Annotated in this window: 18 protein-coding genes; 16 read left to right on the top strand and 2 right to left on the bottom strand. The window is 66.5% G+C overall.

Going from position 1 to position 21,238, the window contains the following annotated elements:
- Both HMPREF9006_RS01530 and dnaE read left to right on the top strand, forming a co-directional pair.
- Window positions 1-918 carry an RluA family pseudouridine synthase gene (locus tag HMPREF9006_RS01530; protein ID WP_034231911.1) on the top strand — a complete coding sequence of 306 codons (918 nt, stop codon included), beginning with the start codon at window positions 1-3 and terminating at the stop codon, window positions 916-918.
- Between the two features lie 164 nt (window positions 919-1,082).
- The gene (gene dnaE, locus HMPREF9006_RS01525) at window positions 1,083-4,625 is read left to right on the top strand and encodes a DNA polymerase III subunit alpha (RefSeq protein WP_009211763.1); all 3,543 of its coding nucleotides are present in this window, start codon (window positions 1,083-1,085) and stop codon (window positions 4,623-4,625) included.
- A gap of 38 nt (window positions 4,626-4,663) precedes the next feature.
- Here dnaE and HMPREF9006_RS01520 read toward each other — a convergent pair whose 3' ends face one another.
- On the bottom strand, window positions 4,664-4,894 hold the full coding sequence (locus HMPREF9006_RS01520; protein ID WP_009211762.1) for an RNA-binding S4 domain-containing protein: 231 nt from the start codon (window positions 4,892-4,894) through the stop codon (window positions 4,664-4,666).
- Between the two features lie 90 nt (window positions 4,895-4,984).
- Here HMPREF9006_RS01520 and HMPREF9006_RS01515 point away from each other — a divergent pair, with 90 nt between their 5' ends.
- From HMPREF9006_RS01515 to HMPREF9006_RS01460, 12 genes are all read left to right on the top strand, one after another.
- On the top strand, window positions 4,985-5,632 hold the full coding sequence (locus HMPREF9006_RS01515; protein ID WP_009211761.1) for a hypothetical protein: 648 nt from the start codon (window positions 4,985-4,987) through the stop codon (window positions 5,630-5,632).
- A complete protein-coding gene (locus HMPREF9006_RS01510) occupies window positions 5,629-6,354 on the top strand; it encodes a HisA/HisF-related TIM barrel protein (RefSeq protein ID WP_009211760.1) in 726 nt (241 codons plus the stop codon). Before HMPREF9006_RS01515 ends, HMPREF9006_RS01510 begins: the two co-directional genes overlap by 4 nt.
- On the top strand, window positions 6,351-7,118 hold the full coding sequence (locus tag HMPREF9006_RS01505) for an SseB family protein (RefSeq protein WP_009211759.1): 768 nt from the start codon (window positions 6,351-6,353) through the stop codon (window positions 7,116-7,118). The genes HMPREF9006_RS01510 and HMPREF9006_RS01505 overlap by 4 nt, the downstream gene beginning before the upstream one ends.
- A gap of 263 nt (window positions 7,119-7,381) precedes the next feature.
- On the top strand, window positions 7,382-8,041 hold the full coding sequence (gene infC, locus HMPREF9006_RS01500; protein ID WP_082157900.1) for a translation initiation factor IF-3: 660 nt from the start codon (window positions 7,382-7,384) through the stop codon (window positions 8,039-8,041).
- A 36-nt stretch (window positions 8,042-8,077) separates the two neighbouring features.
- Window positions 8,078-8,272, top strand: a complete 195-nt coding sequence (gene rpmI / locus HMPREF9006_RS01495; RefSeq protein WP_005871559.1) for a 50S ribosomal protein L35 — start codon at window positions 8,078-8,080, stop codon at window positions 8,270-8,272.
- A 27-nt stretch (window positions 8,273-8,299) separates the two neighbouring features.
- Entirely contained in the window at window positions 8,300-8,680 is a 381-nt protein-coding gene (rplT, locus tag HMPREF9006_RS01490; RefSeq protein ID WP_009211757.1) for a 50S ribosomal protein L20, read from the top strand.
- 3 nt (window positions 8,681-8,683) lie between these two features.
- Window positions 8,684-9,562 (top strand): TrmH family RNA methyltransferase, encoded by an 879-nt coding sequence (locus HMPREF9006_RS01485; protein WP_050786685.1) that lies wholly within the window; start codon window positions 8,684-8,686, stop codon window positions 9,560-9,562.
- 10 nt (window positions 9,563-9,572) lie between these two features.
- Complete coding sequence (gene thiL / locus HMPREF9006_RS01480) at window positions 9,573-10,568, top strand: thiamine-phosphate kinase (RefSeq protein WP_009211755.1); 996 nt, start codon at window positions 9,573-9,575, stop codon at window positions 10,566-10,568.
- A gap of 73 nt (window positions 10,569-10,641) precedes the next feature.
- The gene (locus tag HMPREF9006_RS01475) at window positions 10,642-10,833 is read left to right on the top strand and encodes a hypothetical protein (RefSeq protein WP_009211754.1); all 192 of its coding nucleotides are present in this window, start codon (window positions 10,642-10,644) and stop codon (window positions 10,831-10,833) included.
- Window positions 10,834-11,094: 261 nt separating this feature from the next.
- Complete coding sequence (locus tag HMPREF9006_RS01470) at window positions 11,095-12,255, top strand: hypothetical protein (RefSeq protein ID WP_009211753.1); 1,161 nt, start codon at window positions 11,095-11,097, stop codon at window positions 12,253-12,255.
- A 130-nt stretch (window positions 12,256-12,385) separates the two neighbouring features.
- Window positions 12,386-13,030: a TetR/AcrR family transcriptional regulator gene (locus tag HMPREF9006_RS01465; RefSeq protein ID WP_009211752.1), complete on the top strand. Its 645-nt coding sequence runs from the start codon at window positions 12,386-12,388 to the stop codon at window positions 13,028-13,030.
- 295 nt (window positions 13,031-13,325) lie between these two features.
- Entirely contained in the window at window positions 13,326-16,898 is a 3,573-nt protein-coding gene (locus HMPREF9006_RS01460; protein WP_009211751.1) for a proline dehydrogenase family protein, read from the top strand.
- A gap of 174 nt (window positions 16,899-17,072) precedes the next feature.
- Here the strand turns inward: HMPREF9006_RS01460 and rpmB are convergent, their stop codons facing one another.
- A complete protein-coding gene (gene rpmB, locus HMPREF9006_RS01455; RefSeq protein ID WP_003792657.1) occupies window positions 17,073-17,264 on the bottom strand; it encodes a 50S ribosomal protein L28 in 192 nt (63 codons plus the stop codon).
- Window positions 17,265-17,467: 203 nt separating this feature from the next.
- Between rpmB and HMPREF9006_RS01450 the strand changes: the two genes are divergently transcribed.
- On the top strand, window positions 17,468-19,081 hold the full coding sequence (locus tag HMPREF9006_RS01450; RefSeq protein WP_009211750.1) for a DAK2 domain-containing protein: 1,614 nt from the start codon (window positions 17,468-17,470) through the stop codon (window positions 19,079-19,081).
- On the top strand, window positions 19,069-21,216 hold the full coding sequence (locus tag HMPREF9006_RS01445) for an ATP-dependent DNA helicase RecG (RefSeq protein WP_009211749.1): 2,148 nt from the start codon (window positions 19,069-19,071) through the stop codon (window positions 21,214-21,216). Before HMPREF9006_RS01450 ends, HMPREF9006_RS01445 begins: the two co-directional genes overlap by 13 nt.
- Window positions 21,217-21,238: the final 22 nt, after the last annotated feature.

Below are 21,238 nucleotides of genomic sequence, written 5' to 3'. Positions count from 1 at the left end.
ATGCTCCCCGTGCCCGACGCCCTCGTGGGCGAGCGCGTCGATGCTGCCCTGGCGCGCATGCTCGGGCTCTCGCGCTCGCGATGCGCGGAGCTCTGTGCGGCTGGATTGGTTCTGATCAACGCAGTGAGCGCCGACAAGTCTGCTCGCCTGGGAGCCGACGACATCATCGAGGTGACGATCCCCGAGCCGGAGAACAAGCCCGCGCCCGTGACCGACATGGAGATCCTCTACGACGATGACGACATCGTTGTCGTCGACAAGCCGGTCGGAGTGGCAGCACATACCGGACCCGGTTGGGAGGGACCCACCGTTCTGGGCAACCTCGAGGCAGCGGGGTATCGCATTACCAGCCACGGCCCCCCCGAACGCCAGGGCATCGTCCACCGCCTGGACGTGGGAACCTCCGGGGCGATGATGGTCGCCAAGTCCGAGCTGGCCTACTCGGTCATGAAGCGAGCCTTCAAGGAACGCAGGATCGACAAGATCTATCACGCTGTCGTCGCCGGTCACCTCGATCCTCCGTCGGGAACCATTGACGCCCCCATCGGGCGCCATCCCTCGCGAGAGTGGCGCATGGCCGTCATTGACGGCGGCAAGCGAGCCGTCACCCACTACGACACCCTCGAACTCATGGCGGGCGCTCAGCTGACCGAGGTACACCTGGAAACGGGGCGTACCCACCAGATTCGCGTCCACATGGCCGCCGTGGGACACCCGTGCGTGGGAGACACCTTCTACGGCGCGGATCCCACGCAGGCGCAGCGCCTCGGGCTGGCGCGGCAGTGGCTGCACGCCGTGCGCCTCGGCTTTGCCCACCCCCGAACGGGCATGCCGATGACGGTGTCGAGCCCCTATCCCCGCGACCTGCGAGATGCCTTGGAGCAGCTTCGCCACCCGGGAGGGTCCTCCAGGCGCTGAGAGCAAGGCCGACGCCGCGCCAGGCTGGTCTGGCCGCGCCGCGGTCCAACCTGGTGCGAGGACGAGCAAGCGCCTCGTGAGTACGGGGGCGGGCCGTGAGATGAACGACCGTTTCCGGGGCTCTTGTTCGACCGGGCCAGGGCCGCAGACAGTAGAATCGTGGCATGGCTGATTCCTTCGTGCACCTTCACAACCACTCCGAGTACTCGATGCTCGATGGAGCGGCGAAGACGAAAGCAATGGCGGAGGAAGCTGCCAGGCTCGGGCAGCCAGCGATTGGCTTGACGGACCACGGTTATCTCTTCGGGGCCTACGACTTCTACACCAACTGCGTGAACGCGGGAGTCAAGCCCATCATCGGCCTCGAAGCCTACGTGACGCCGGGTACGTCTCGCTTCGATCGTCAGAAGGTCCTGTGGGGGGAGCCGTGGCAGCGCTCCGACGATGTGAGCGCCGGTGGATCCTACAATCACCTGACCCTCGTGGCCTACAGCACCGAGGGCATGCTCAACCTGTTCCGCCTGGGATCCTACGCCTCGACGGACGGACAATTCGGTAAGTGGCCGCGCGCCGACAAGGAGCTCCTCAGTCAGTTCCACGAAGGCCTCATCGTCTTCACCGGATGCCCCTCGGGAGCCGTGCAGACGCGGCTGCGCTTGGGCCAGTGGGACGAGGCGGTGGCTGAGGCGGCCGAGCTTCGAGACATTTTCGGCCCCGAGAACTTCTACGTCGAGGTCATGGATCACGGCATCGACATCGAGCGGCGCACCCACCAGCAGGTGCTGGACATCGCCAAGCTCATGAACGCCCCGCTCGTGGCTACCAACGATTCCCACTACGTCAAGAGGGACGACCGCAAGATCCAGGACGCGCTGCTGTGCATCAACTCGGGTTCGCGCATCAACGATCCCGACCGCTTCAAGTTCGACGGAGACGGCTACTACATCCGCCCGTCGGAGGAGATGCGCTCGCTGTGGAGCGAATTGCCCGGCGCGTGCGACTCGACCCTCGAGATCGCCGAGCGCTGCGACGTGCGATTCACGACGACGAAGGAGGGGGCCAACTACATGCCCGAGTTCCCCGTGCCCGACGGGGAAGACAAGACCTCCTGGTTCGTCAAGGAGGTTGAACGCGGCCTGCGGGATCGATTCCCCAATGGAATCCCCGACGCCGTGCGCAAGCAGGCTCAGTATGAGGAAGACGTCATTATTTCGATGGGATTCCCGGGGTACTTCCTCACCGTCGCCGACTACATCAACTGGGCGAAGTCCCAGGGCATCCGCGTGGGACCGGGCCGCGGATCGGGCGCGGGCTCCATGGTCGCCTATGCCATGAAGATCACCGAACTCAATCCGCTGGAACACGGCCTCATCTTCGAGCGTTTCCTGAATCCCGAGAGAATTTCGATGCCCGACTTCGACGTCGACTTTGACGAACGTCGCCGCGACGAGGTCATTGCCTACGTCAAGCGCAAGTACGGCGAGGACCGCATCAGTCAAGTCGTCACCTATGGGACGATTAAGACCAAGCAGGCGCTCAAAGACTCCGCGCGCATCCTGGGCAAGGACTTCAAGGTGGGAGAGCAGCTGACCAAGGCCCTGCCGCCGGCGATCATGGGCAAGGACATTTCGGTCCACGGCATCTTTGACGAGAAGGACAAGCGCTACGCGGAGGCCGCTGAGTTCCGCAAGTTCTACGAGGAGAACCCCGACACCCACGAGGTCGTCGACTACGCGCTGGGGCTGGAGGGCCTGACCCGCCAGTGGGGCGTCCACGCGTGTGCGGTCATCATGAGCTCGCACACGCTCACCGACATTATCCCGATCATGAAGAGACCCCAGGACGGGGCCATCATCACCCAGTTCGACTACCCGACGTGCGAGACGCTGGGCCTGCTGAAAATGGACTTCCTGGGCTTGCGCAACCTCACGGTCGTGTCCGACGCGCTGGAGAACATCGCGATCAACGGCAAGCCGGATCCCGACCTCGACCACCTCTCCTTCGACGACAAGAAGACCTACGAGCTGCTGGGGCGGGGTGAGACCCTCGGTGTCTTCCAGCTCGATGGCGGCGGCATGCGCGATCTCCTCAAGCTCATGAAGCCCGACAACTTCGAGGACATCTCCGCTGTCGGTGCCCTGTACCGACCCGGCCCGATGGGCGCCAACTCGCACACCAACTACGCGCTGCGCAAGAACGGACGCCAGGAGATCACGCCCATTCACCCCGAGCTCGCCGAGCCGCTTGAGGAGATCCTGGGAACGACATTCGGATTGATCGTCTACCAGGAACAGGTCATGCAGATCGCCCAGAAGCTCGCGGGCTACACGCTGGGGCAGGCCGACATCCTGCGCAAGGCGATGGGCAAGAAGAAGAAGGAGGTCCTGGATCAGCAGTTCAAGGGCTTCCGCCAGGGCATGATCGACAACGGCTACTCGGAGGAATCCATCAAGGCCCTGTGGGATGTCGTCGTTCCCTTCTCTGCCTACGCCTTCAACAAGGCGCACTCGGCCGCCTACGGCCTCGTGTCGTACTGGACTGCCTTCCTCAAGGCGAACTACCCGACGGAATACATGGCGGCCCTGCTGACCTCGACCAAGGACAACAAGGACCGTCGAGCCCTGTACCTGGCGGAGTGCCGCCACATGGACATCACCGTTCTACCCCCGGATGTCAATGCCTCGATGGGCAATTTCGCTCCTGACGGGGAGGCCATCCGATTCGGGCTCAATGCCATTCAGAACGTGGGAGGCCCGGTCGTCGACGCGATCGTTGGAACCCGCGCGGAAAAGGGACGCTTCGCCTCCTTCCAGGACTTCCTGGATAAGGTCCCGCAGGTTGTGTGCAACAAGCGCACCATCCAGTCCCTGATCCGTGCCGGCGCGTTTGACTCAATGGGCCACACACGCAGGGCACTGCTGGCTCGCTGCGATGAGGCTGTCGATGCGATCATCGACGTCAAACGCAACGAGGCGATCGGCCAGTTCGATCTCTTTGGCGCCCTGGACGAGGGATCGTCCTCGGGGACAGGCCTCGCGGTCGACATCCCCGACCTGCCCGAGTTTGATCGCAAGACGAAGCTGGCTGCCGAGCGCGAAATGCTGGGACTCTACGTCTCCGACCACCCGTTGCGCGGCGTGGAGGCGGCCCTCGCCCGCCACCAGGACTACGAGATTGCGCAGGTCGTGGGCTCGGAAGGGGCCATGGCGGACCGAATCGTGAAGATTGCCGGCCTCGTGTCGGGAGTGACCACGAAGGTGACCAAGCAGGGAAACGCCTGGGCGATCGCCACCATTGAGGACCTGTCGGGCTCGGTGGACGTGCTCTTCTTCCCGCGCTCGTACGAGTCCATCCAGACGTACCTCGCCCAGGACATCATCGTCCAGATCGAAGGCAAGGTGAATGTGCGCGAGGAGGGCATGACGATCTACGGGCAGTCGATGACCCTTCTCGACCTGTCTGACGGTGCGGACCTGCCGCTGGACCTGCGCCTGCCGGCCGCTCGGTGCACGCCCGAGCTCCTCACCGATTTGCGCGGAGTCCTCGAATCGTACCCCGGGGGTTCGCCGGTGCGCCTGCACCTGACGGAACCCGGTCGCACGACGGTGGTGGAACTCGACCCGAAGCTTCGCGTCGAACAGACCAGCGCGTTCTTCAGCCACATCAAAGCGGTCGTGGGCGCCGGTGGGGTCCTCTCCCAGTCGTAGGTAGCGCCTGCCCGCGCGAGGGCCTTTCCTGTCCCGGGCTACGACGCCGATCCCACGATGGCGCTTGCCCGCCCCCACGGGGCGTCCACCTCGACCAGGTCGCCGTCGCTCAGGTGATGCCCTCGTCGCGTCTCTACCTCACCGTTGACGCGCACGTCCCCCGCCTGGACCAGATCTCGCGCCTGCGCGCCGTCCTCGGCCAGGGACGCGAGCTTGATGAACTGTCCGAGTTTGATCGCTCCGCGTACGGGAATGATTGGTGTCGTCACGGTGGTGTCCTTTCGGTGGGGCGCGCCCGGCGCGCGCACGGGTGCGCGACCAGTATCCTAGGTCTGAGATACACACTATAAGGAGGAGCGGTGAGCGCTCACAACGACGATATCGATGCGGAGTTCCAGTCCCTGGTTGCCTCGCTGGGGGAGTCGGGCACGCAGGCGGGTTCCGAGCCGACGCGCTGCCCCGACGACACGCCCGTTGACGAGTCGCTGCACCTGGACGGGGGGCGTCTCTCGGTCGCCCTCGTTTTGGCGCCGATATCGTATCCGGAAGCCCTTCACTCGCTCCTCGCGCTGACCGGAGTGCGGGAGTCCATCGTTCGTCTCAAGCCCTGGACGGCCGTGTGGCTGCGTGTCGAGACGACCCCCACCGATGAGGAAGAGCTGGACGCGCTGCTGACCGGGCAGCGGCCGATGCCCGACGCGGTCGACCGCGTCGCACGTGCCGTGTCGAACCTGTCGAAGTACGGAGCGGTGGCGCTCATGAGCTGGCTGGTCGAAGGGGACGGCGTCGAACCGGGCGTGTCGGGACGGATCTCCGCCCAGCGCTACGTGGGCGGCGAGCCGGAGGAGGCGATTCCCGCCGGTCTACTCCTCGGCGCGATGCCTGCGGCGGCAGAGGACCTGCTGCTGGGGCGTACAACGCCGTGCGACTACGCCGATTCGGTTAATCCAGACGGCGCGCGCCGGGGAGGCGGGCCCATGGGCTGGTTCCGGCGCAAGCAATCATGAACCGGATCGAGCTACTGCCCGCGATCGACGTGACGGGTGGGCGGGCCGTCCGCCTCTCCTCCGGCGTCGTCGATGATCGATCCTGGGCGGACCCGGCGCAGGTCGCCCGCTCCTTCGAGGAAGCCGGAGCGCGCTGGGTTCACCTGGTGGATCTGGATCGCGCCTTCGGACGTGGCAACAACGATGAGCTGCTCGCCCGCGTGATGAACGAGGTCGACGTGGCCATCCAGCTCTCGGGCGGAATCGTGAGCCGCGGCGACGTGGAGGCCGCCCTCGAGGCGGGACCCGATCGGGTCAACATCGCAACCCAGGCGTTGGACGACCTTGACGCCGTGCGGGATGCCATCGACGCATTCGGCCCGCGCGTCTCGGTCTGTCTCGATGTGCGCGGAGAGCGTCTCGCGGCGCGGGGCACCTCGCGTGAGGGGGGCAACGTCTGGGAGGTCCTCAGCGCGCTCAACGAGGCCGGGATCGCCCGCCTTGTCGTCACCGACGTGACCCGAGACGGCCAGATGAGGGGAGCAAACCTGGAACTGCTGGCGCGCGTCGCGGATGCGACCGATGCGTGTATTGTCGCCTCGGGTGGTGTCAACTCCCTGGCCGACATCGCCGCGCTGCGCCGTCTCGGCATCGAGGGCGCGATCGTCGGTAAGGCCCTGTACCAGGGCGCATTCACGCTGAGCCAAGCGCTGGCCGCCGCCGGAGACGAGGAATACCAATGACGAACAAGCGGCCAGCCATCACCGAGGAACAGCGACACCGGCTCGCCCAACGCCTCTCGATGATGAGCCACGACCGATCGGACGTGGGGCAGGCGCTTCCCCGCACCGCGCGAGCCCTGGCGGTGGGTGAGGGCAGCGATGCTGGACGGACGCGGCTGGAAGCCCTCGTCGACGCGCTCGTCTTCGAGCGGGTGATCGTCCCCATCGACGTCGAGCCCGACCCGCGCGTCACGGGCATCCACGCCGGAGAAAACGGGCACAGCCCCATCGACTTCGTTCGAGAGCGCACACCCGCGGGGGAGGCGCTCGCGGTCTACTCGTCGGCCGCCCACCTCGCGGCTCACCGCGGCGGCGACCGCCCCATGGCCCTGGACTTCCGCACGATCGCACTGGCCGCACTCGTCGAGACGGGCGGACGCGTCATCATGAATCCTGCGACCGACGCCGTCGTCCTGCCTCGACCGGCCGTGGCTGCCCTCGCCCAGGGGGACGAGTGGCTGCCCGCCTGGCGCGATGCGGATCTGCGTGAGGAGCTTCTTGCCGATGGACGGCGCACATGCCCCTCGATCGTGGACCTGTCGGTCGAATACGCGGGTGATGGACTCACGCGCGTCACCGTGATCGTCGATCGAGAGAGCGCGCAGGGAGGGGGCCGGGCACGCAGCGTGAGAGAAGAACTCTGCGATGCCCTCGCCGCGATGGGGCATAGCGCCCGCCTGATTGCCTCCGCGGATAGAGTCGAGATGGTTCCCGTTCTCAGCTGACACCGGGAGGGCGCGTGACGCGCGCAATGTCGGCCGACCTCGCGTGTCGTTAGGGCTTCTGGTATCGTTGGCGTGACCGTCCGGGTTCTGGCCCGGAACGCAAGCGGAGAAATCCCACCTGGATACCCGCCTCTCGTCGAGAGGATGCCGCCCCCGCGGGGGTGAAGCGCAGGGGATCGGGTAACGGTCGGCTGTCGTGCCGACACGTTGTGGAAGCCTCCGTGCGCGTCGCGTAACGGAGGCTTTTCGTTACGTGCACAAGGATTCTGTGGAAGGAGCCGCTCATCAGCGAGACTCGCATCAATGAGCGTATTCGAGTCCCCGAGGTACGCCTCGTGGGACCCGGAGGTGAACAGGTCGGCGTCGTCCGTGTTGAGGACGCGCTGCGCTTGGCCGAAGAGGCCGGGCTTGACCTGGTGGAGGTTGCGCCGAACGCTAAGCCGCCGGTTGCAAAGCTCATGGACTACGGCAAGTACAAGTACGAAGCCGCCCAGAAGGCTCGCGATGCTCGCCGCAACCAGGCGAACACGCAGCTGAAGGAAATCCGTTTCCGACTCAAGATCGATGATCACGACTTTGGCGTGAAGAAGGGCCACGTTGAGCGCTTCCTCTCCGCCGGCGACAAGGTCAAGGTCATGATCATGTTCCGCGGTCGAGAGCAGTCTCGTCCCGAGGCGGGCGTGCGTCTCTTGCAGCGCCTCGCCGAGGAGATTGGCGAACTCGCCACCGTCGAGTCAATGCCCCGTCAGGACGGGCGCAACATGACGATGGTGCTGGCCCCCACGAAGCGTAAGGCCGACGCCCTGACCGAGCAGCGCAAGCGTCGCGAGGCCGAGCGAGCCGAGCGTCGGGGCAAGCGCGCGGAGCGCGCCAGCAAGGACCAGGCCCGAGTGGCAGCCGACAAGGCCGCCGAACAGGACTGACGGCGATACTCATCGCCCGACAACGAAGGAATAGAAATGCCGAAGAACAAGACTCATTCCGGTGCTAAGAAGCGCTTCCGCACGACTGGCTCGGGCAAGATCATGCGCGAGCAGGCCGGAGCCCGCCACCTGCTGGAGCACAAGTCCAGCCGCAAGACCCGCCGCCTGGCGACCGACCAGGTCCTGGAGACCGCTGACGTTAAGCGCGTCAAGCGTCTGCTGGGCAAGTGAGCTCGAGTAAGAGGAGAACAGTAGAAAATGGCACGTGTTAAGCGTTCTGTCAACGCCAAGAAGAAGCGTCGCACCGTACTCGAGCAGGCCTCCGGCTACCGCGGCCAGCGCTCGCGCATGTACCGCAAGGCCAAGGAGCAGGTCACTCACTCCTTCGTCTACTCCTACCGCGACCGCAAGGCCAAGAAGGGCGACTTCCGTCGCCTGTGGATCCAGCGCATCAACGCCGCGTCGCGCGCTCAGGGCCTGACCTACAACCGCCTCATCCAGGGCCTGAACCTGGCCGGCGTCGAGGTCGACCGCCGCATGCTCGCCGAGCTGGCCGTGAACGACATCAATGCGTTCAACGCCCTGGTGACCGTCGCCAAGGACGTGCTGCCCGCCGACATCAACGCCCCCAAGGCCTGATTGGTGAGCTCCTTCGCCGAGCGCCTGCCCATCCTCGATAATCCGCGCGCCGACCGCGTGCGCCGGGTGTCGGGTCTGGTCGGGCGCTCGGCGCGTATCCGTTCCGGCCTGATGCTCGTGGAGGGGCCTCAGGCGGTGCGCGAACTTGTTCGTCACCGCCCCCGCACCCTTCGTGACGTCTACGTCCGCGAGGACCTGTGGGACTCGTCTCCGGAACTTATCGCCTCGGCGCGAGCGGCCACCCGCTGGGTGCATCCGGTGTCGCAGGCAGTGTCCGCGGCGTTGTCCTCGGACGCTCAGGGGGTATGCGCGGTGGCTTCCCTGGATGCACTTCGCCGCGAGTTACCCGACGCCGAGGTCGGCGAAACGCTCGTCGTGATCGCTCAGGGGAGGGATCCGGGCAACGTCGGCACCATCATTCGTACGGCCGACGCGTTCGGTGCAAGGGCCGTTATCGCCGTGGCCGGCACCGTCGATGCTGCCAGCCCCAAGGTGGTTCGTTCAAGCGCGGGATCGGTGTTCCACCTGCCCGTGTGCCTCGTGCCTTCCTTCGCCGAGGCGCGCGACCTGATACACGGGCGGGGCGCGGCCCTCCTCGGCACCAGCGGAGGCAGCGGATCCCTGGATCTGGCGGACCTCCTCGTCGAGGGGATCTCCTCGCGCTCGCGTCTGTCTCAGTCTCACGCCTGGGCGTTTGGCAACGAGGCCCGGGGCCTGTCTGCCGAGGAGATGCGCGCCTGCGACGGCCTCGTCGCCATCCCGATGACGGGGCGGGCCGAGTCGCTCAACGTTGCCAGCGCCGCGGCAACCTGCTTGTTTGCCTCGCAGACGGTCCGCGGCCGCACTCCATCGCGCCCACGCGTCGGTGGTCTGCGCGACTAGTCTTGTTCTCATGAAGTTAGCTGACCTGTCCGAAGCACAGTTGGTGTCCCACTTTCGTCGTTCCTTCCCTCAGGGCGAGCGCACGATCATCGGCATCGGAGACGATTGCGCTCAGGTCGCCGCGCCCGAGGGTTCCTTCGTCGTGACGACTGACGTCATGGTCGAGGACCAGCACTTTCACTTCTCATGGTCGTCGGGATACGAGGTCGGGGCGCGGGTTGCGGCCCAGAACCTGGCCGACATTGACGCCATGGGAGGACGCCCGTCTGCCCTCGTGGCGTCCGTGGTTGCCCCGCGTGACATGGATGCCGACGTCTTCTTCGACGTGGTGCGAGGCATGGGGGAGCGGGCCCGCCTGGCGGGAGCGGGCGTCGTCGGCGGGGACTTGAGTGCGGGAGAGAAGCTCGTCATCTCGGTGACGGCCTTCGGCTATTGCCCGGGTCCCGTGGTGCGCAGGGACGGTGCGCGAGCGGGAGATGTCGTTGCCGTCAGTGGCACGCTGGGTTTTTCCTATGCGGGCCTGGATCTGCTCGAGGGAGGATTCGTCGACCCCGCGGCCAGGGGGCGCGAGGAGCTGGGGGATCTCGATCCTTTCCTTCGGACCTATCGGGCTCCGCAGCCTCCGCTGGGCTCGGGGGTCGCCGCCGCCGCGGCAGGTGCGCATGCGATGATGGATCTGTCGGACGGACCCGCAGCCGACGCCACGCGCATGGCGATGGCCTCGGGTGTTGTCATCGAGTTTGACCGCGGCGCCATGGAACGGGAGGCGCTACTCCTGGAGGTGCCCGCGGGCGTGTGTGGGGCGGATCCTCTTCGGTGGGTGCTGCAGGGCGGCGAAGAGCACGGGATGCTGGCCGCGTTTCCTCCGGGTTCTCGGCTCCCGGATGCCTTTCGAGCGGTGGGGTGGGTCCGGGACTGCGGTGCGGCGGAAAGCGCCCGCGCCCTGTTCGATGGTGAGGTTCTGCGCGGGGCGTGGGACCATTTCTCCTCCGATTCCGTAGACTGAGTGTGATGGGGGCCGCTCCCGCCGCTGGGGTGGGAGGATCCCCGCACGCGAAAGAAGAGGAAGGGCACCACACATGAACGTATCTCCTGAGCCGGATCGGGACCCGTCGCGGCCGATGTCGCGCGTGGCGCGTCAACTCGCGCAGTCGTCGCAGGAGGTGCCGGCCACCGCCGGACTGGCCCTTCCCGCCCTCGGCGGCGACGCTGCCGTACCTCCGACCAAGGCTATGCCGGTGGTGAGCCAGGAAAGCGACGACGCGGTCTAGGACCTGCCGGTGGCCGCTGCCGTCGCGACCAGCATCGAGGAACCTGCGGGTGGGGCCCGTGCGAAGCCACGGTCCGATCGCTCCTGCCCGACGGCCAGGCGCGCGCGATACTGCGACACCCACCTCGTGTCCACGATAGGTGAGCTCCTTGATGGCGCATACGGGATGTGAGAAACTTGGGCCGTTTTGAAGGCCTGCGGTGCGTTGATCAAACGCGTCGCGAGGCCACCGGCACACACATCAACATGCGAGGAGACAGCGATGGACGGCTACCAGGGCGGCATGAATCAGGGGAACATGCCTCCCATCCCTGCCCCCTCGGGGATTCCCGCTCCGCCGTCCAATGCGGGCGCCCACTACGCATCGGTTCAGGGGGCGGCGCAGGCGGCGCAGACCGGGGTGTCCTTCACGCCGATGTCCGCCAAGAGCAGTCGCCGCATTAAGCGCATCTTGCTCGCGGTCGTTGCCTGCGTGATCCTGGCAGTCGTGGCAGTCGTCGGTGTGACCGTCGCAAACTGGGCGCGCACGCCCGAGGCCAAGGTGCGCGAATACCTGGAGCTTCTGGCTGCGGGCAAGGCGAGCGCGGCGACGTCGATGGTCGATCCGGACCTGCCGAACGACCAGCGCGGGTACCTCACCGACGAGGTGATGGCCTCGGCGAGCGCCCGACTGGAGATCGAAGACATCGTGGCGAGCGATTCGGGCAGGTCAAAGGACTACGCGGTCGTTGCGACAATGAGGCTCAACGGCGAGCGTTTCACGCGGAAGTTCCGCGTGAGCCGGGCAAGCTCGACGCTGGGCGTCTTGAAGAACTGGAAGATTCAGGATGCGCTGGTCTCTCGCGTACACGTCGGTGGCCGCTTCGTCCCCGCGTTCTCCGTTGGCGGCGTGAAGACCGAGAAGAGCGCCGAGGAGGGGACGGGCACGACGATCATCGTCTATCCGGGTGTCTACGCCTTCACCCCCGAGGACTTGGGGGACTACGTTGCGGCGGAGGCCAAGACGGCTCCCGTGAAGGCCAGCGAGGAGGGCGGCATCGACACCACGGTGGCCTCGGTCGAGTTCGAGGCACACTTCACGGACAAGCTGGAGCAGGCGGCGCTTGAGGCCGCCGCCGCTGCGACCAACTCCTGCGGGACCGTTCCCGGGAACATCGACAAAATGTGCCCCTTCCAGGTCCAGTCCAAGACGCTTGCCCTCCTCGAGATCAAGAAGCTGCCGGCCTCGATGAAGGCGGAGGCGCGCTCGCCCCTCGAATTTGTTGGCCAGGCGGTCTTCCGCCTCCAGGGCATGTCGACTCGGGGGGATAGCGAGCCCTACGATCTGGAGTCCACGGTCACGGCGAAGGTGAAGCTTGACGAGAAGGGGAAGATGAAACTCGACGCCTCGGGCAAGCCCGAGTTCGAGATCAAGTTCAGCTAGCCGCCCGCGAGGAGTCACCGCGCGCCTCGCCCCCGCGCCGCGGCGGATCGCACAGCGGGTGTCGAGTTGGGCGCGGACCGCTATGATGAGGTGTTGTTAACTTAGGCACAGTGAAAGTGGAACAGTCCGCATGAGCAACGATGCGCAGGTAACGATGACCCGTAGGCCCGGCCGCCCCAAGGCGGGCAGCGAAGACAAGAAGGCTCGTATCCTCGCGGAGGCGCTCACCCTGTTCTCGACGCAGGGCTATGTCGCCACCTCTCTTGCGGATATCGCTCGTGCCTCCGATATCTCGAAAGCGGGGCTCCTGCACCATTACTCGTCGAAGGATCAGCTCCTCGCCGCCGTGCTTGATGAGCGTGATCGTCGCACCATTGTCCGACTGCCGCGCGCGGACGCGGGTGCTGCGGCCGCCTTGGACGCGTGGGTGGAGATGGTCTCCCACAACCAGCGCCACCCTGACGGAGTCGCCCTGTATACGGCTATGTCGGCTGCCGTCATCGATGCCACGCATCAGGCTCACCCGTGGTTCCGTCAACACCTGATGGATGCGATCGCCTACCTCACCAGTGCCTTCGAGCATGGCAAGCAGACGGGGGAGGTGCGCGAGGAGGCGCCCAGTGAGCAGATCGCTCGCCGCCTCGTGGCCCTCTCCGATGGCCTGCAGGTGCAGTGGCTGTGCTCGCGCGCACAGGGCGGTCCGACAATCAACATGCACGAGGTCATGGCTGGCGTCGTGGTCGATCTGAAGGAGCGCTGGCTGCTCGACTCGTGAACGAGGCGGGGTGCCGCAGGTGGAGGGGCGCGCGGCGGTGACAATACCAGACTGACTATGACACAATTCACTCGCGGCTGTTATTGCTTGCAGGGCTTTGGTCCCCTGCTGATGCCGCGCTCCGATCGCGTGTTCACTGCTACAGACGAGTCTTTTCCGCGTTACGATAGGGGAACCAGCACGCTTCGCAATGGTGGAAGCCTGGAAGCCCACAGAGCGACCCCAGCGGATTCAATGAACGAAGCCGCAGGAAACGTGGAGTGTTCGATGCCTACCTGAGCCTGGAGGTTCACGTATGACAAACGCCGCCATCCCCACCCCGCCCGACGACGCGCGCACGATTGCGCAACGCCAGTGTCCAGATGACCTGTGGGCGCTGGGGGAGCGTGCCGTGGCCCGCGCACGCCGATGGGTAGATGAGTCGTCTCATGAACCCACGCCACGCTCAGCCAAACTGCTCTCGCGGATTCTTGCCGATCCATCGGGCCTGACCTTCACCACCCGTTTCGTTGATGACGTTGTACGCCCCGCGGACCTGGACGTGGCCAGCGCGGCCCTCCAGCGGCTCTCTGCTGGCCGCACAGACTTCCTGCCCCCGGCGCTGGCCGCCGCCATGGGCCTAGGCTCGAAGGCCTCGCGCCTTGCGCCTCGAACGGTCACGGCCATCGCACGGCGTGTTTTCCGCGAAATCGTCGGTGATCTTGTCGTTGATGCGACAGACAAAGGCCTCGGACCGGCACTAGCCCGTCTGCGCAAGGGAGGGAATCGGCTCAACGTTAACCTTCTCGGAGAGGCAGTCCTCGGAGAGAAGGAAGCCGCCCGTCGTCTCTTTGAGGTCTCCCGCCTCGTCGCGCGCGATGACGTCGACTACGTCTCGATCAAGGTCTCGGCCGTTACCGGCCCACACAACCCCTGGGGTTTTGAAGAGGTCGTCGCCCACGGGGTGAGCGCGCTGCTTCCCCTCTACCGTCTCGCCCGAGACTCGGGGACCTTCGTGAACCTCGACATGGAAGACTACAAGGATCTGGACCTGACGCTCGCTGTGTTCACCGCAATCCTCGACCAGCCCGACATGACAGGCTACGAGGCCGGCATCGTCTTGCAGGCCTACCTGCCCGACTCCTTGGGCGCCCTCCAGCAACTCCAGGAATGGGCGTGCAAGCGCGTCGATGCGGGAGGGGCACCCATCAAGGTGCGAATCGTGAAGGGCGCCAACCTGTCCATGGAAAAGGTGGATGCGCAGATCCACGGATGGGAGCTGACCACGTGGCCGTCCAAACAGGCAAGCGACACGAACTACAAGCGCATGCTTGAGTGGGCGATGACCCCCGAGCGCACCCGTGCCATCCGATTGGGAATCGCTGGGCAGAACATCTTTGACATCGCGTTCGCCTACGAGCTGCGCGCCGCGCGCAGCGTCCACGACAGCGTCGAGTTCGAGATGCTCTCCGGTATGGCCACCGGGATTCAAGAGGTGGTGCGTCGGGAAGTCGGTTCACTCTTGCTGTACGTTCCCGTCGTCAATCCCCGCGAGTTCGATGTGGCCATCTCCTATCTTGTGCGTCGCCTCGAAGAGAACGCCGCACCCGAGAACTTCATGTCCGGGGTCTTCGATATCGCCGCCGATCAAGACGTCTTTGCCCGCGAGCGTGATCGCTTCCTGGCGTCCTTGGCAGATCTCGATCCGGACGCCTGCACTCCCGTGCCCAATCGTACCCAGAACAGGTGCGCTGAGCGCGACCGCGGCGTCTCTGCCGAGCAGGGGAGCGTGGCGCAGCGAGCGCGCCGTCCCTTCGTCTCGGAAGCCGACTCCGACCCGGCTCTTGCCGCCAACCGCCAGTGGGCGCGCGACATCGCCGCAGCCATCCCGGCCTCGACGCTCGGCGTGGACGCAGTACGCACCGGCGCGCGCCGTCTCGCCACTGATGAGCAGATCGATGAGCTCGTCGAGGCCAGCGTTCGTGCCGCACATTCGTGGCAGGATCTGGACCCCGAGGAACGGGCAGCCGCCCTGCATCGCGTGGGGGATGTCTTGGCTGCCCGTCGTGCAGAACTCATTGAGGTGGCGGGGTCCGAGGCCGGCAAGACCATCGATCAGGCGGATCCTGAGGTGAGCGAGGCCATTGACTTTTGCCACCACTACGCCGCCGCGAGCCTGGATCTTGCTGACGAGGCGTTCATGGTGGGGGCGCGATTCGTTCCCGTTGATGTCACCGTCGTCGCCTCCCCGTGGAACTTCCCGGTGGCCATCCCCGTGGGCGGCGTCGCAGCAGCCCTGGCTGCGGGCAGCGCCGTCATCCTGAAGCCCGCTCCTCCCGCCAAACGGTGTGCGGCTGAGCTCGTGAGAGCTTTCCACGACGCCGGAGTCCCCGAGGATCTGGTCGCTCTCGCTCCGCTTGAGGACGGGGACGTCTCACGCTACCTGGTCACGCACGGCGGCGTCGACAGGGTCGTTCTGACCGGTTCGTACGAGACCGCGCGCCTGTTCCGTTCGTGGAAGCCCGACATGCACCTGCTGGGGGAGACGAGCGGCAAGAACGCCATCATCGTGACGCCGTCTGCTGATCCCGATCTTGCGGTGCGTGATATCGTGCAATCCGCCTTCGCGCACGCCGGTCAGAAGTGCTCGGCGTCCTCCCTACTCATCCTCGTCGGATCGGCCGGACGCTCCGATCGCATCGCGCGCCAGCTCGTGGACGCGGCCTCCTCCCTGCGAGTAGGCCTGCCAGCCTCCCTGGACTCGCAGGTTGGCCCCGTCGTCGTACCCGACGATGAGAAGGCTGTGCGCGGTCTGACGACTCTGGGTCCGGGTGAGCACTGGGTTCTCACACCCCGCTACCTGGGCAACGGCCTGTGGACCCCCGGCATACGCGCGGGTGTGGTGCCCGGCAGTGAGTTCCACCTGACCGAGTACTTCGCGCCCGTCCTGGGTGTTATGCGCGTGGACACCCTCCAGGAAGCGATCGACGCGGTCAACGCGGTCGACTACGGCCTGACCTCCGGCCTGCACACCCTCGACAGCGAGGAACTGGACATGTGGCTTGACGGAATCGAGGCCGGCAACCTCTACGTCAACCGAGGGATTACCGGAGCGATCGTTCGCCGTCAGCCTTTTGGTGGCTGGAAGCGCTCAGCCATCGGATCGACCACAAAGGCGGGCGGACCATCCTACTTGCTTGGTCTGGGCGAGGTCGAACCCGCCCACAATGCCTCGACGGAAGCCGAGACAACCCAGGCCCTTCTCGCGTTGGCCCCGGGGGTGCTCGCTCTGTTCGAGGCAACCGAAGCTCAGCTGTCCGCGAGGGAGCGAACCGAGCTGCGTCGTGCGCTCAATGCCGATGCGCAAGCCTGGGCCAGCGCGTATGGAGCCAACCGTGATGTCACGGGCTTGGCGTGTGAGCGCAACATCTTGCGCTACCGACCTACTCCGGTTCTCCTGCGCGCGGGCCGCGCGACGCCCCTGGTCGATGTCGTACGGGTCCTGGCCGCGGGCATTCTTGCGGGCGGCCCCATTGGCCTGTCCGTTGCCGAGGCGCTTCCGCAGTCGTTGTTGGATGCAGTGGAGGCCGCGGGCGTTGAGGTGAGCGTCGAAGATGCGGACGCATGGGATGCTCGCCTGGCCATGGTCGCGACCTCGGGAGGCCTGGGAATGCGTGTGCGCGTTCTCGGTCCGCACGACGAATCATCGCAGGAACGGTGGGCTCATGCGAGTCGTGTCACCGGGGGAAGCCCCGACCTCGCCCTGTACACGGGTGCGGTGACTCCGTGCCCGCATTCGGAGCTGCTTCCCTTCGTGCGCGAGCAAGCGGTTTCCATGACGAAACATCGTTTCGGCACGCCGTTCGACCTGGCTGCCAGCCTCCTGTAGCAAGCACGCAGAAACGCTGTGGTGGCACCGCCTTGTGCGGTGCCACCACAGCGTGGGCCGCGATGCCGACTTATCGTGTCCGCGATATCAGTCAATGGGACTGCGGGCAGGTAAAACGCTGGTGGGGCGAGCCAATTGGCTCGCCCCACCAGCGTAATGTCAGTGTCGTCGGACTCAGATCGCGCGGGCGACCTTGTCGGACTTCAGGCACTTGGTGCACACGTTCAGGCGCTTGGGCGTCCCATTGACCAGGGCGCGAACGCGCTGAATGTTCGGATTCCACCGGCGGTTGGTGCGAACGTGCGAGTGCGACACGCTCTTGCCGAAGCCGGGTCCCTTACCGCACACGTCACAAACGGCAGCCACGATGTTCTCCTCGGTATGTCTTCCACTTCAGTTCTGGCCTCCGCGGTTGCGGGGGCGCGCATCCTCCGGCGCTTGAACCGAAGGCAACCATGACAGAATAGCGGACGATGCGCACTTTCAACAAGTCGCAGCAGCCACGCATGGTGTCAGGTCGCACACAGAGCCTTTCGTGGGGAGAATTGTGAGGGGGTGAAAGGGGAAACATGGAAGCGAATGCATCGGTCATCATCGCGGCGTGCCGTGCCGGAGCGGAGGAGGCAGCCCGGCTGGCGCCTTTCCTTGACGACCTGGATGGCTGGGACGGCGCGGACTGCGACACGGGAACGAATGCTGCGGCAACGATGGCGGCGTTGGCTGCGGCCATGGGCTCGCTGGAGCCGCGCGCCCACCTGCGTGATGCCCTTGAGGTGGCGGTCGAGACGATCATTCGGCGAGGAGTCGGGCACAGCGGCCTCGCCCTGGGAGCGCTCTTTGACGCGTGGGGGAGTGCGCTGGCTGATGCCACCCACGTCACCGCGCTCGTGCTGCGCCGAATGCTCACCGCATCGCTCGCTCCCTCCTCCTCGTCCGTTGAGTGGTCGGACGCGCTCGTTGAGATGCTGGGGGGAGCGGTACGCGAACTGGAGGACATGGGGCAGACCCTGCCAGAGGCCGAAGAGGTGTTCTCCCGTTTCTCTGCCCAGGCCCAGATCGGCCTCGTGGAGGCAACCAACGAAGCCACGGGGCGCATCGATCCCGGTGGCGCCTTCGTCGCTTTGATGCTGGCGTGCATTGACGCTTCAATGCGCTCGGACGCGGGGATTCTCCAGTCCTTCACCGCGATGTTGGCCGACCTGGCCAAACGTCACTCGCGGGCGCCCGAACCCGCCTCGCCGCCTCCCGGACGCGACTTCACCGTGGATATCATCCTGGAGGGCACCCGAGAAGACTTGAGGTCGCTGCTCGTCCGGTTGTCCGGACTCGGCGCGCGCCTGTCCTACGTGGGGCGCGTCGACCTTTTCGGAATGGGCGAGTGGCGCCTGCACGTTGACACGTCGGCCCCCCTGGCTGCCCACCCGACCTCGGGGCAAGTCATTCGCTTTCAGGTGAGCGACGCCAGGCCCGACGCTCAGATCGGCATCGATGAGCTTGCCGACGAGGGGCTGAGCCACCGCGGGGTGCGCCTCCTTCAGCGCCGCCCCATGCGACGCGTCGAACGTGCGCGCGTCATCGCCTGCACGAGGGCTCCCGGCCTCGTCGAAGACCTCGCCAGGGCCGGAGCGGTCGTCTTTCTGGAGCCCCATGCGGGCGACGCCGCCGGTATCGTCTCCGCGTCCGCGTCGCGCTCCGGTGTGGCGCTCGTGGCCCCCTGCGACGAGGCTAGCGCCGCCCTGGTGGGCACGGTTGCCTCGGTCCTGCCCGCGCCCGCTCCCGGGGTTCCCGCAATTCTGCGGGCGGCCAGCAGGGACGACCTTGACGTCTTGGCTGTCGCTCGGCGATGCGCCCCGCTCTTTGTTCCGCAACCGGGAGGGCGGGAGGCCTCCCCGACGCTGGCGCGCATGCTGCGCGACGGATCCCACGCTGCCCTGTCGGCGAGCACGAGCGCGGCCCTGCCGCGCGACGGGGACCCCGAGCGTATCGCCGAGGCTCTCGCCGACGCATCCCGTGGGGGCGAGCGCGCCTTCAGGCTCCTCATTTCGCGCGAGGACGATGGGCCGTATACGGTGGCGACCGTGCGCCAGCTGCTTGCCACCCGCGACGCGTCCTCGTCAATCGACCTCGAAACCTGGGACGGAGGCCAAGCTGGCCCCAGCCTCGTTGCGGGGTGTACTCCGTGAGCGCTCTGGACGTGCCGCTGGCGCTGCGGCTTCCGAAGAAGACGGTGAAGGCGTGTGAGAGCGCCGGAGTGCACACGGTGGGAGAGCTGCTGTCGGTCCCGCCGCGTCGCTACGATCACTGGGGTCGCCTCACCCCGATGTCCTCGCTGCGCGAAGGAGAGGACGTGACGATCCTGGCCGAGGTCGCATCGGCGCATCTGGTGGCCAACCGCAGCGGATCCGGTGTTCGCCTGGAGGCCCGCCTCACCGATGGCACGCAGTTCCTCTCGGCGACTTTCTTCGCGCGCAACCACTACAAGCTCGCCCCCATCGAGCGGCTCCTGACCCCGGGCCGGTCCTTCCTCTTTGCCGGGAAGGTCGGCGCCTACCGTGGAAAGCTGCAGCTCACCCACCCGTCCTTTGAAGGGGTGGACGGGGACGACGTCGAGAGGGTCGCGTCGCGTCCCATTCCCATCTACTCGGCGATGGGGTCCCTCGCCTCGTGGGCGATCGCGCGGGCCATCGCGATGGTGTTGGACCACGTGGAGGACTCCGATGTTCCCGATGCGGTGCCCTCCGCCGTGCGCGCGCGCAACGGGGTACTCGCCCACGCCGACGCCCTGCGTCGGCTGCACCAACCGGAGACGGACGACGACTACAGGCAGGCGCGCCGCTCCCTCGCCTTCGCGGAGGCATTCGTCCTCCAGGTCGGGTTGGTGGCCGCGCGCGCGGGGGTCCGAGCGGTGCCCGCGCCCGCCTCGCCAGCCTCGCCCGCCCTCGTCGAGAGCTTGACGGCCCTCCTGCCCTTCGAGCTGACCGATTCCCAACGCGAGGCCGTGGCCCGCATTGGCGTCGACCTGGCCTCCACGGTCCCGATGCAGCGGCTCCTGCAGGGTGACGTCGGCTCGGGAAAGACCGTCGTTGCGCTGATCGCGTTGCTGCAGGTCGTCGCGGCCGGCCACCAGGGCGTCTTCGTCGCCCCGACGGAAGTTCTCGCGGAGCAGCACGCCGCGTCGCTGCGTTCCCTTCTAGCCCCGCTGGGGGAGCGGGCACCCGACGTGCGCCTTCTCACCGGGTCGACTCCGCCCGCCGCCCGCCGTGAGATTGTGGCTGCGCTGGCATCGGCGCATCCCCTCATCGTCGTGGGCACCCACGCGCTCTTTCAGGATGGCGTGCGTGTCCCCGGCCTCGGCCTCGTCGTCGTTGATGAGCAGCATCGCTTCGGGGTTGAGCAGCGCGCGGCCCTGAGCGGGGCGCGCGAGGACGGCCGCGCCGTCCACGAACTCGTCATGACGGCCACGCCGATTCCCCGGACGATCGCGATGACGGTGTTTGGCGGCCTCGATGACACGCGCATGGTTGGCAAGCCAAAGGACCGCTCTCCCGTGGCGACTTACCTGGCCGACGCGACCAACGGCGCCTGGGTGAGGCGCGCATGGCAACGCGCCGCGGAGGAGATCGCCCAGGGGCGACGCGTGTATGTCGTGTGCCCGCGCATCGACCCCTCCGATGAGGTGGCCGATGCCGAGGATGAGGACGCGCCGCCCCTCGCGTCCGTTGCCGAGGTCGCCCGCTATCTGCGGTCCCAGCCTGCCCTGGCGGGCGTGGCCATCCACGAGCTCACCGGGCGAACCCCGGCCGGCGTCAAGGCGCAGATCATGGAGGACTTCTCCTGTGGGCGCGCCCCGCTCCTCGTGGCAACGACCGTCGTCGAGGTCGGGGTCGACGTGCCCGAGGCGACCCTCATGGTGATCCTCGACTCCCAGCAGTTCGGCCTGGCGCAGCTGCATCAGCTACGCGGACGGGTCGGACGTTCCTCGGTGCCCTCCCTGTGCATCGCGATGCACAGGCACGAGCTCACGGAGGCGGGACGCGCCAGGCTTGAGGCCTTTGCTCAGACGAACGACGGCTTCGAACTGGCCGAGGCGGATCTGCGCCTGCGCAAGGAAGGCGACGTCGTGGGCGCCGGACAATCCGGCACGGCTACGCACCTGAGGTACCTGTCCGTGCTCCGCGACGAGGCCCTGATCCGCGCGGCGAGGAAAGAAGCAGAGGCGCTCCTGAACGAGGACCCAACGCTTGGCGGCCACCCGGAGCTGAGGCGGCTCCTACGGGCCGGCTCGGATGGCAGGCTCGAATGGATGCAACGCTCCTAGGCAGCGCCCGGTAGGGTAGTGG

This window comes from Actinomyces sp. oral taxon 180 str. F0310 (assembly GCF_000185285.1).
Lineage (GTDB): Bacteria > Actinomycetota > Actinomycetes > Actinomycetales > Actinomycetaceae > Pauljensenia.
This window is presented reverse-complemented; position numbering and strand designations above follow the sequence as displayed.

What these genes read in the sequence shown, in the direction of transcription:
- HMPREF9006_RS01530 (WP_034231911.1), top strand. Translation starts at nt 1, where the DNA reads ATGCTCCCCGTGCCCGACGCCCTCGTGGGCGAGCGCGTCGATGCTGCC.
- dnaE (WP_009211763.1), top strand. Translation starts at nt 1,083, where the DNA reads ATGGCTGATTCCTTCGTGCACCTTCACAACCACTCCGAGTACTCGATG.
- HMPREF9006_RS01510 (WP_009211760.1), top strand. Translation starts at nt 5,629, where the DNA reads ATGAACCGGATCGAGCTACTGCCCGCGATCGACGTGACGGGTGGGCGG.
- HMPREF9006_RS01505 (WP_009211759.1), top strand. Translation starts at nt 6,351, where the DNA reads ATGACGAACAAGCGGCCAGCCATCACCGAGGAACAGCGACACCGGCTC.
- rpmI (WP_005871559.1), top strand. Translation starts at nt 8,078, where the DNA reads ATGCCGAAGAACAAGACTCATTCCGGTGCTAAGAAGCGCTTCCGCACG.
- rplT (WP_009211757.1), top strand. Translation starts at nt 8,300, where the DNA reads ATGGCACGTGTTAAGCGTTCTGTCAACGCCAAGAAGAAGCGTCGCACC.
- thiL (WP_009211755.1), top strand. Translation starts at nt 9,573, where the DNA reads ATGAAGTTAGCTGACCTGTCCGAAGCACAGTTGGTGTCCCACTTTCGT.
- HMPREF9006_RS01475 (WP_009211754.1), top strand. Translation starts at nt 10,642, where the DNA reads ATGAACGTATCTCCTGAGCCGGATCGGGACCCGTCGCGGCCGATGTCG.
- HMPREF9006_RS01470 (WP_009211753.1), top strand. Translation starts at nt 11,095, where the DNA reads ATGGACGGCTACCAGGGCGGCATGAATCAGGGGAACATGCCTCCCATC.
- HMPREF9006_RS01465 (WP_009211752.1), top strand. Translation starts at nt 12,386, where the DNA reads ATGAGCAACGATGCGCAGGTAACGATGACCCGTAGGCCCGGCCGCCCC.
- HMPREF9006_RS01460 (WP_009211751.1), top strand. Translation starts at nt 13,326, where the DNA reads ATGACAAACGCCGCCATCCCCACCCCGCCCGACGACGCGCGCACGATT.
- HMPREF9006_RS01450 (WP_009211750.1), top strand. Translation starts at nt 17,468, where the DNA reads ATGGAAGCGAATGCATCGGTCATCATCGCGGCGTGCCGTGCCGGAGCG.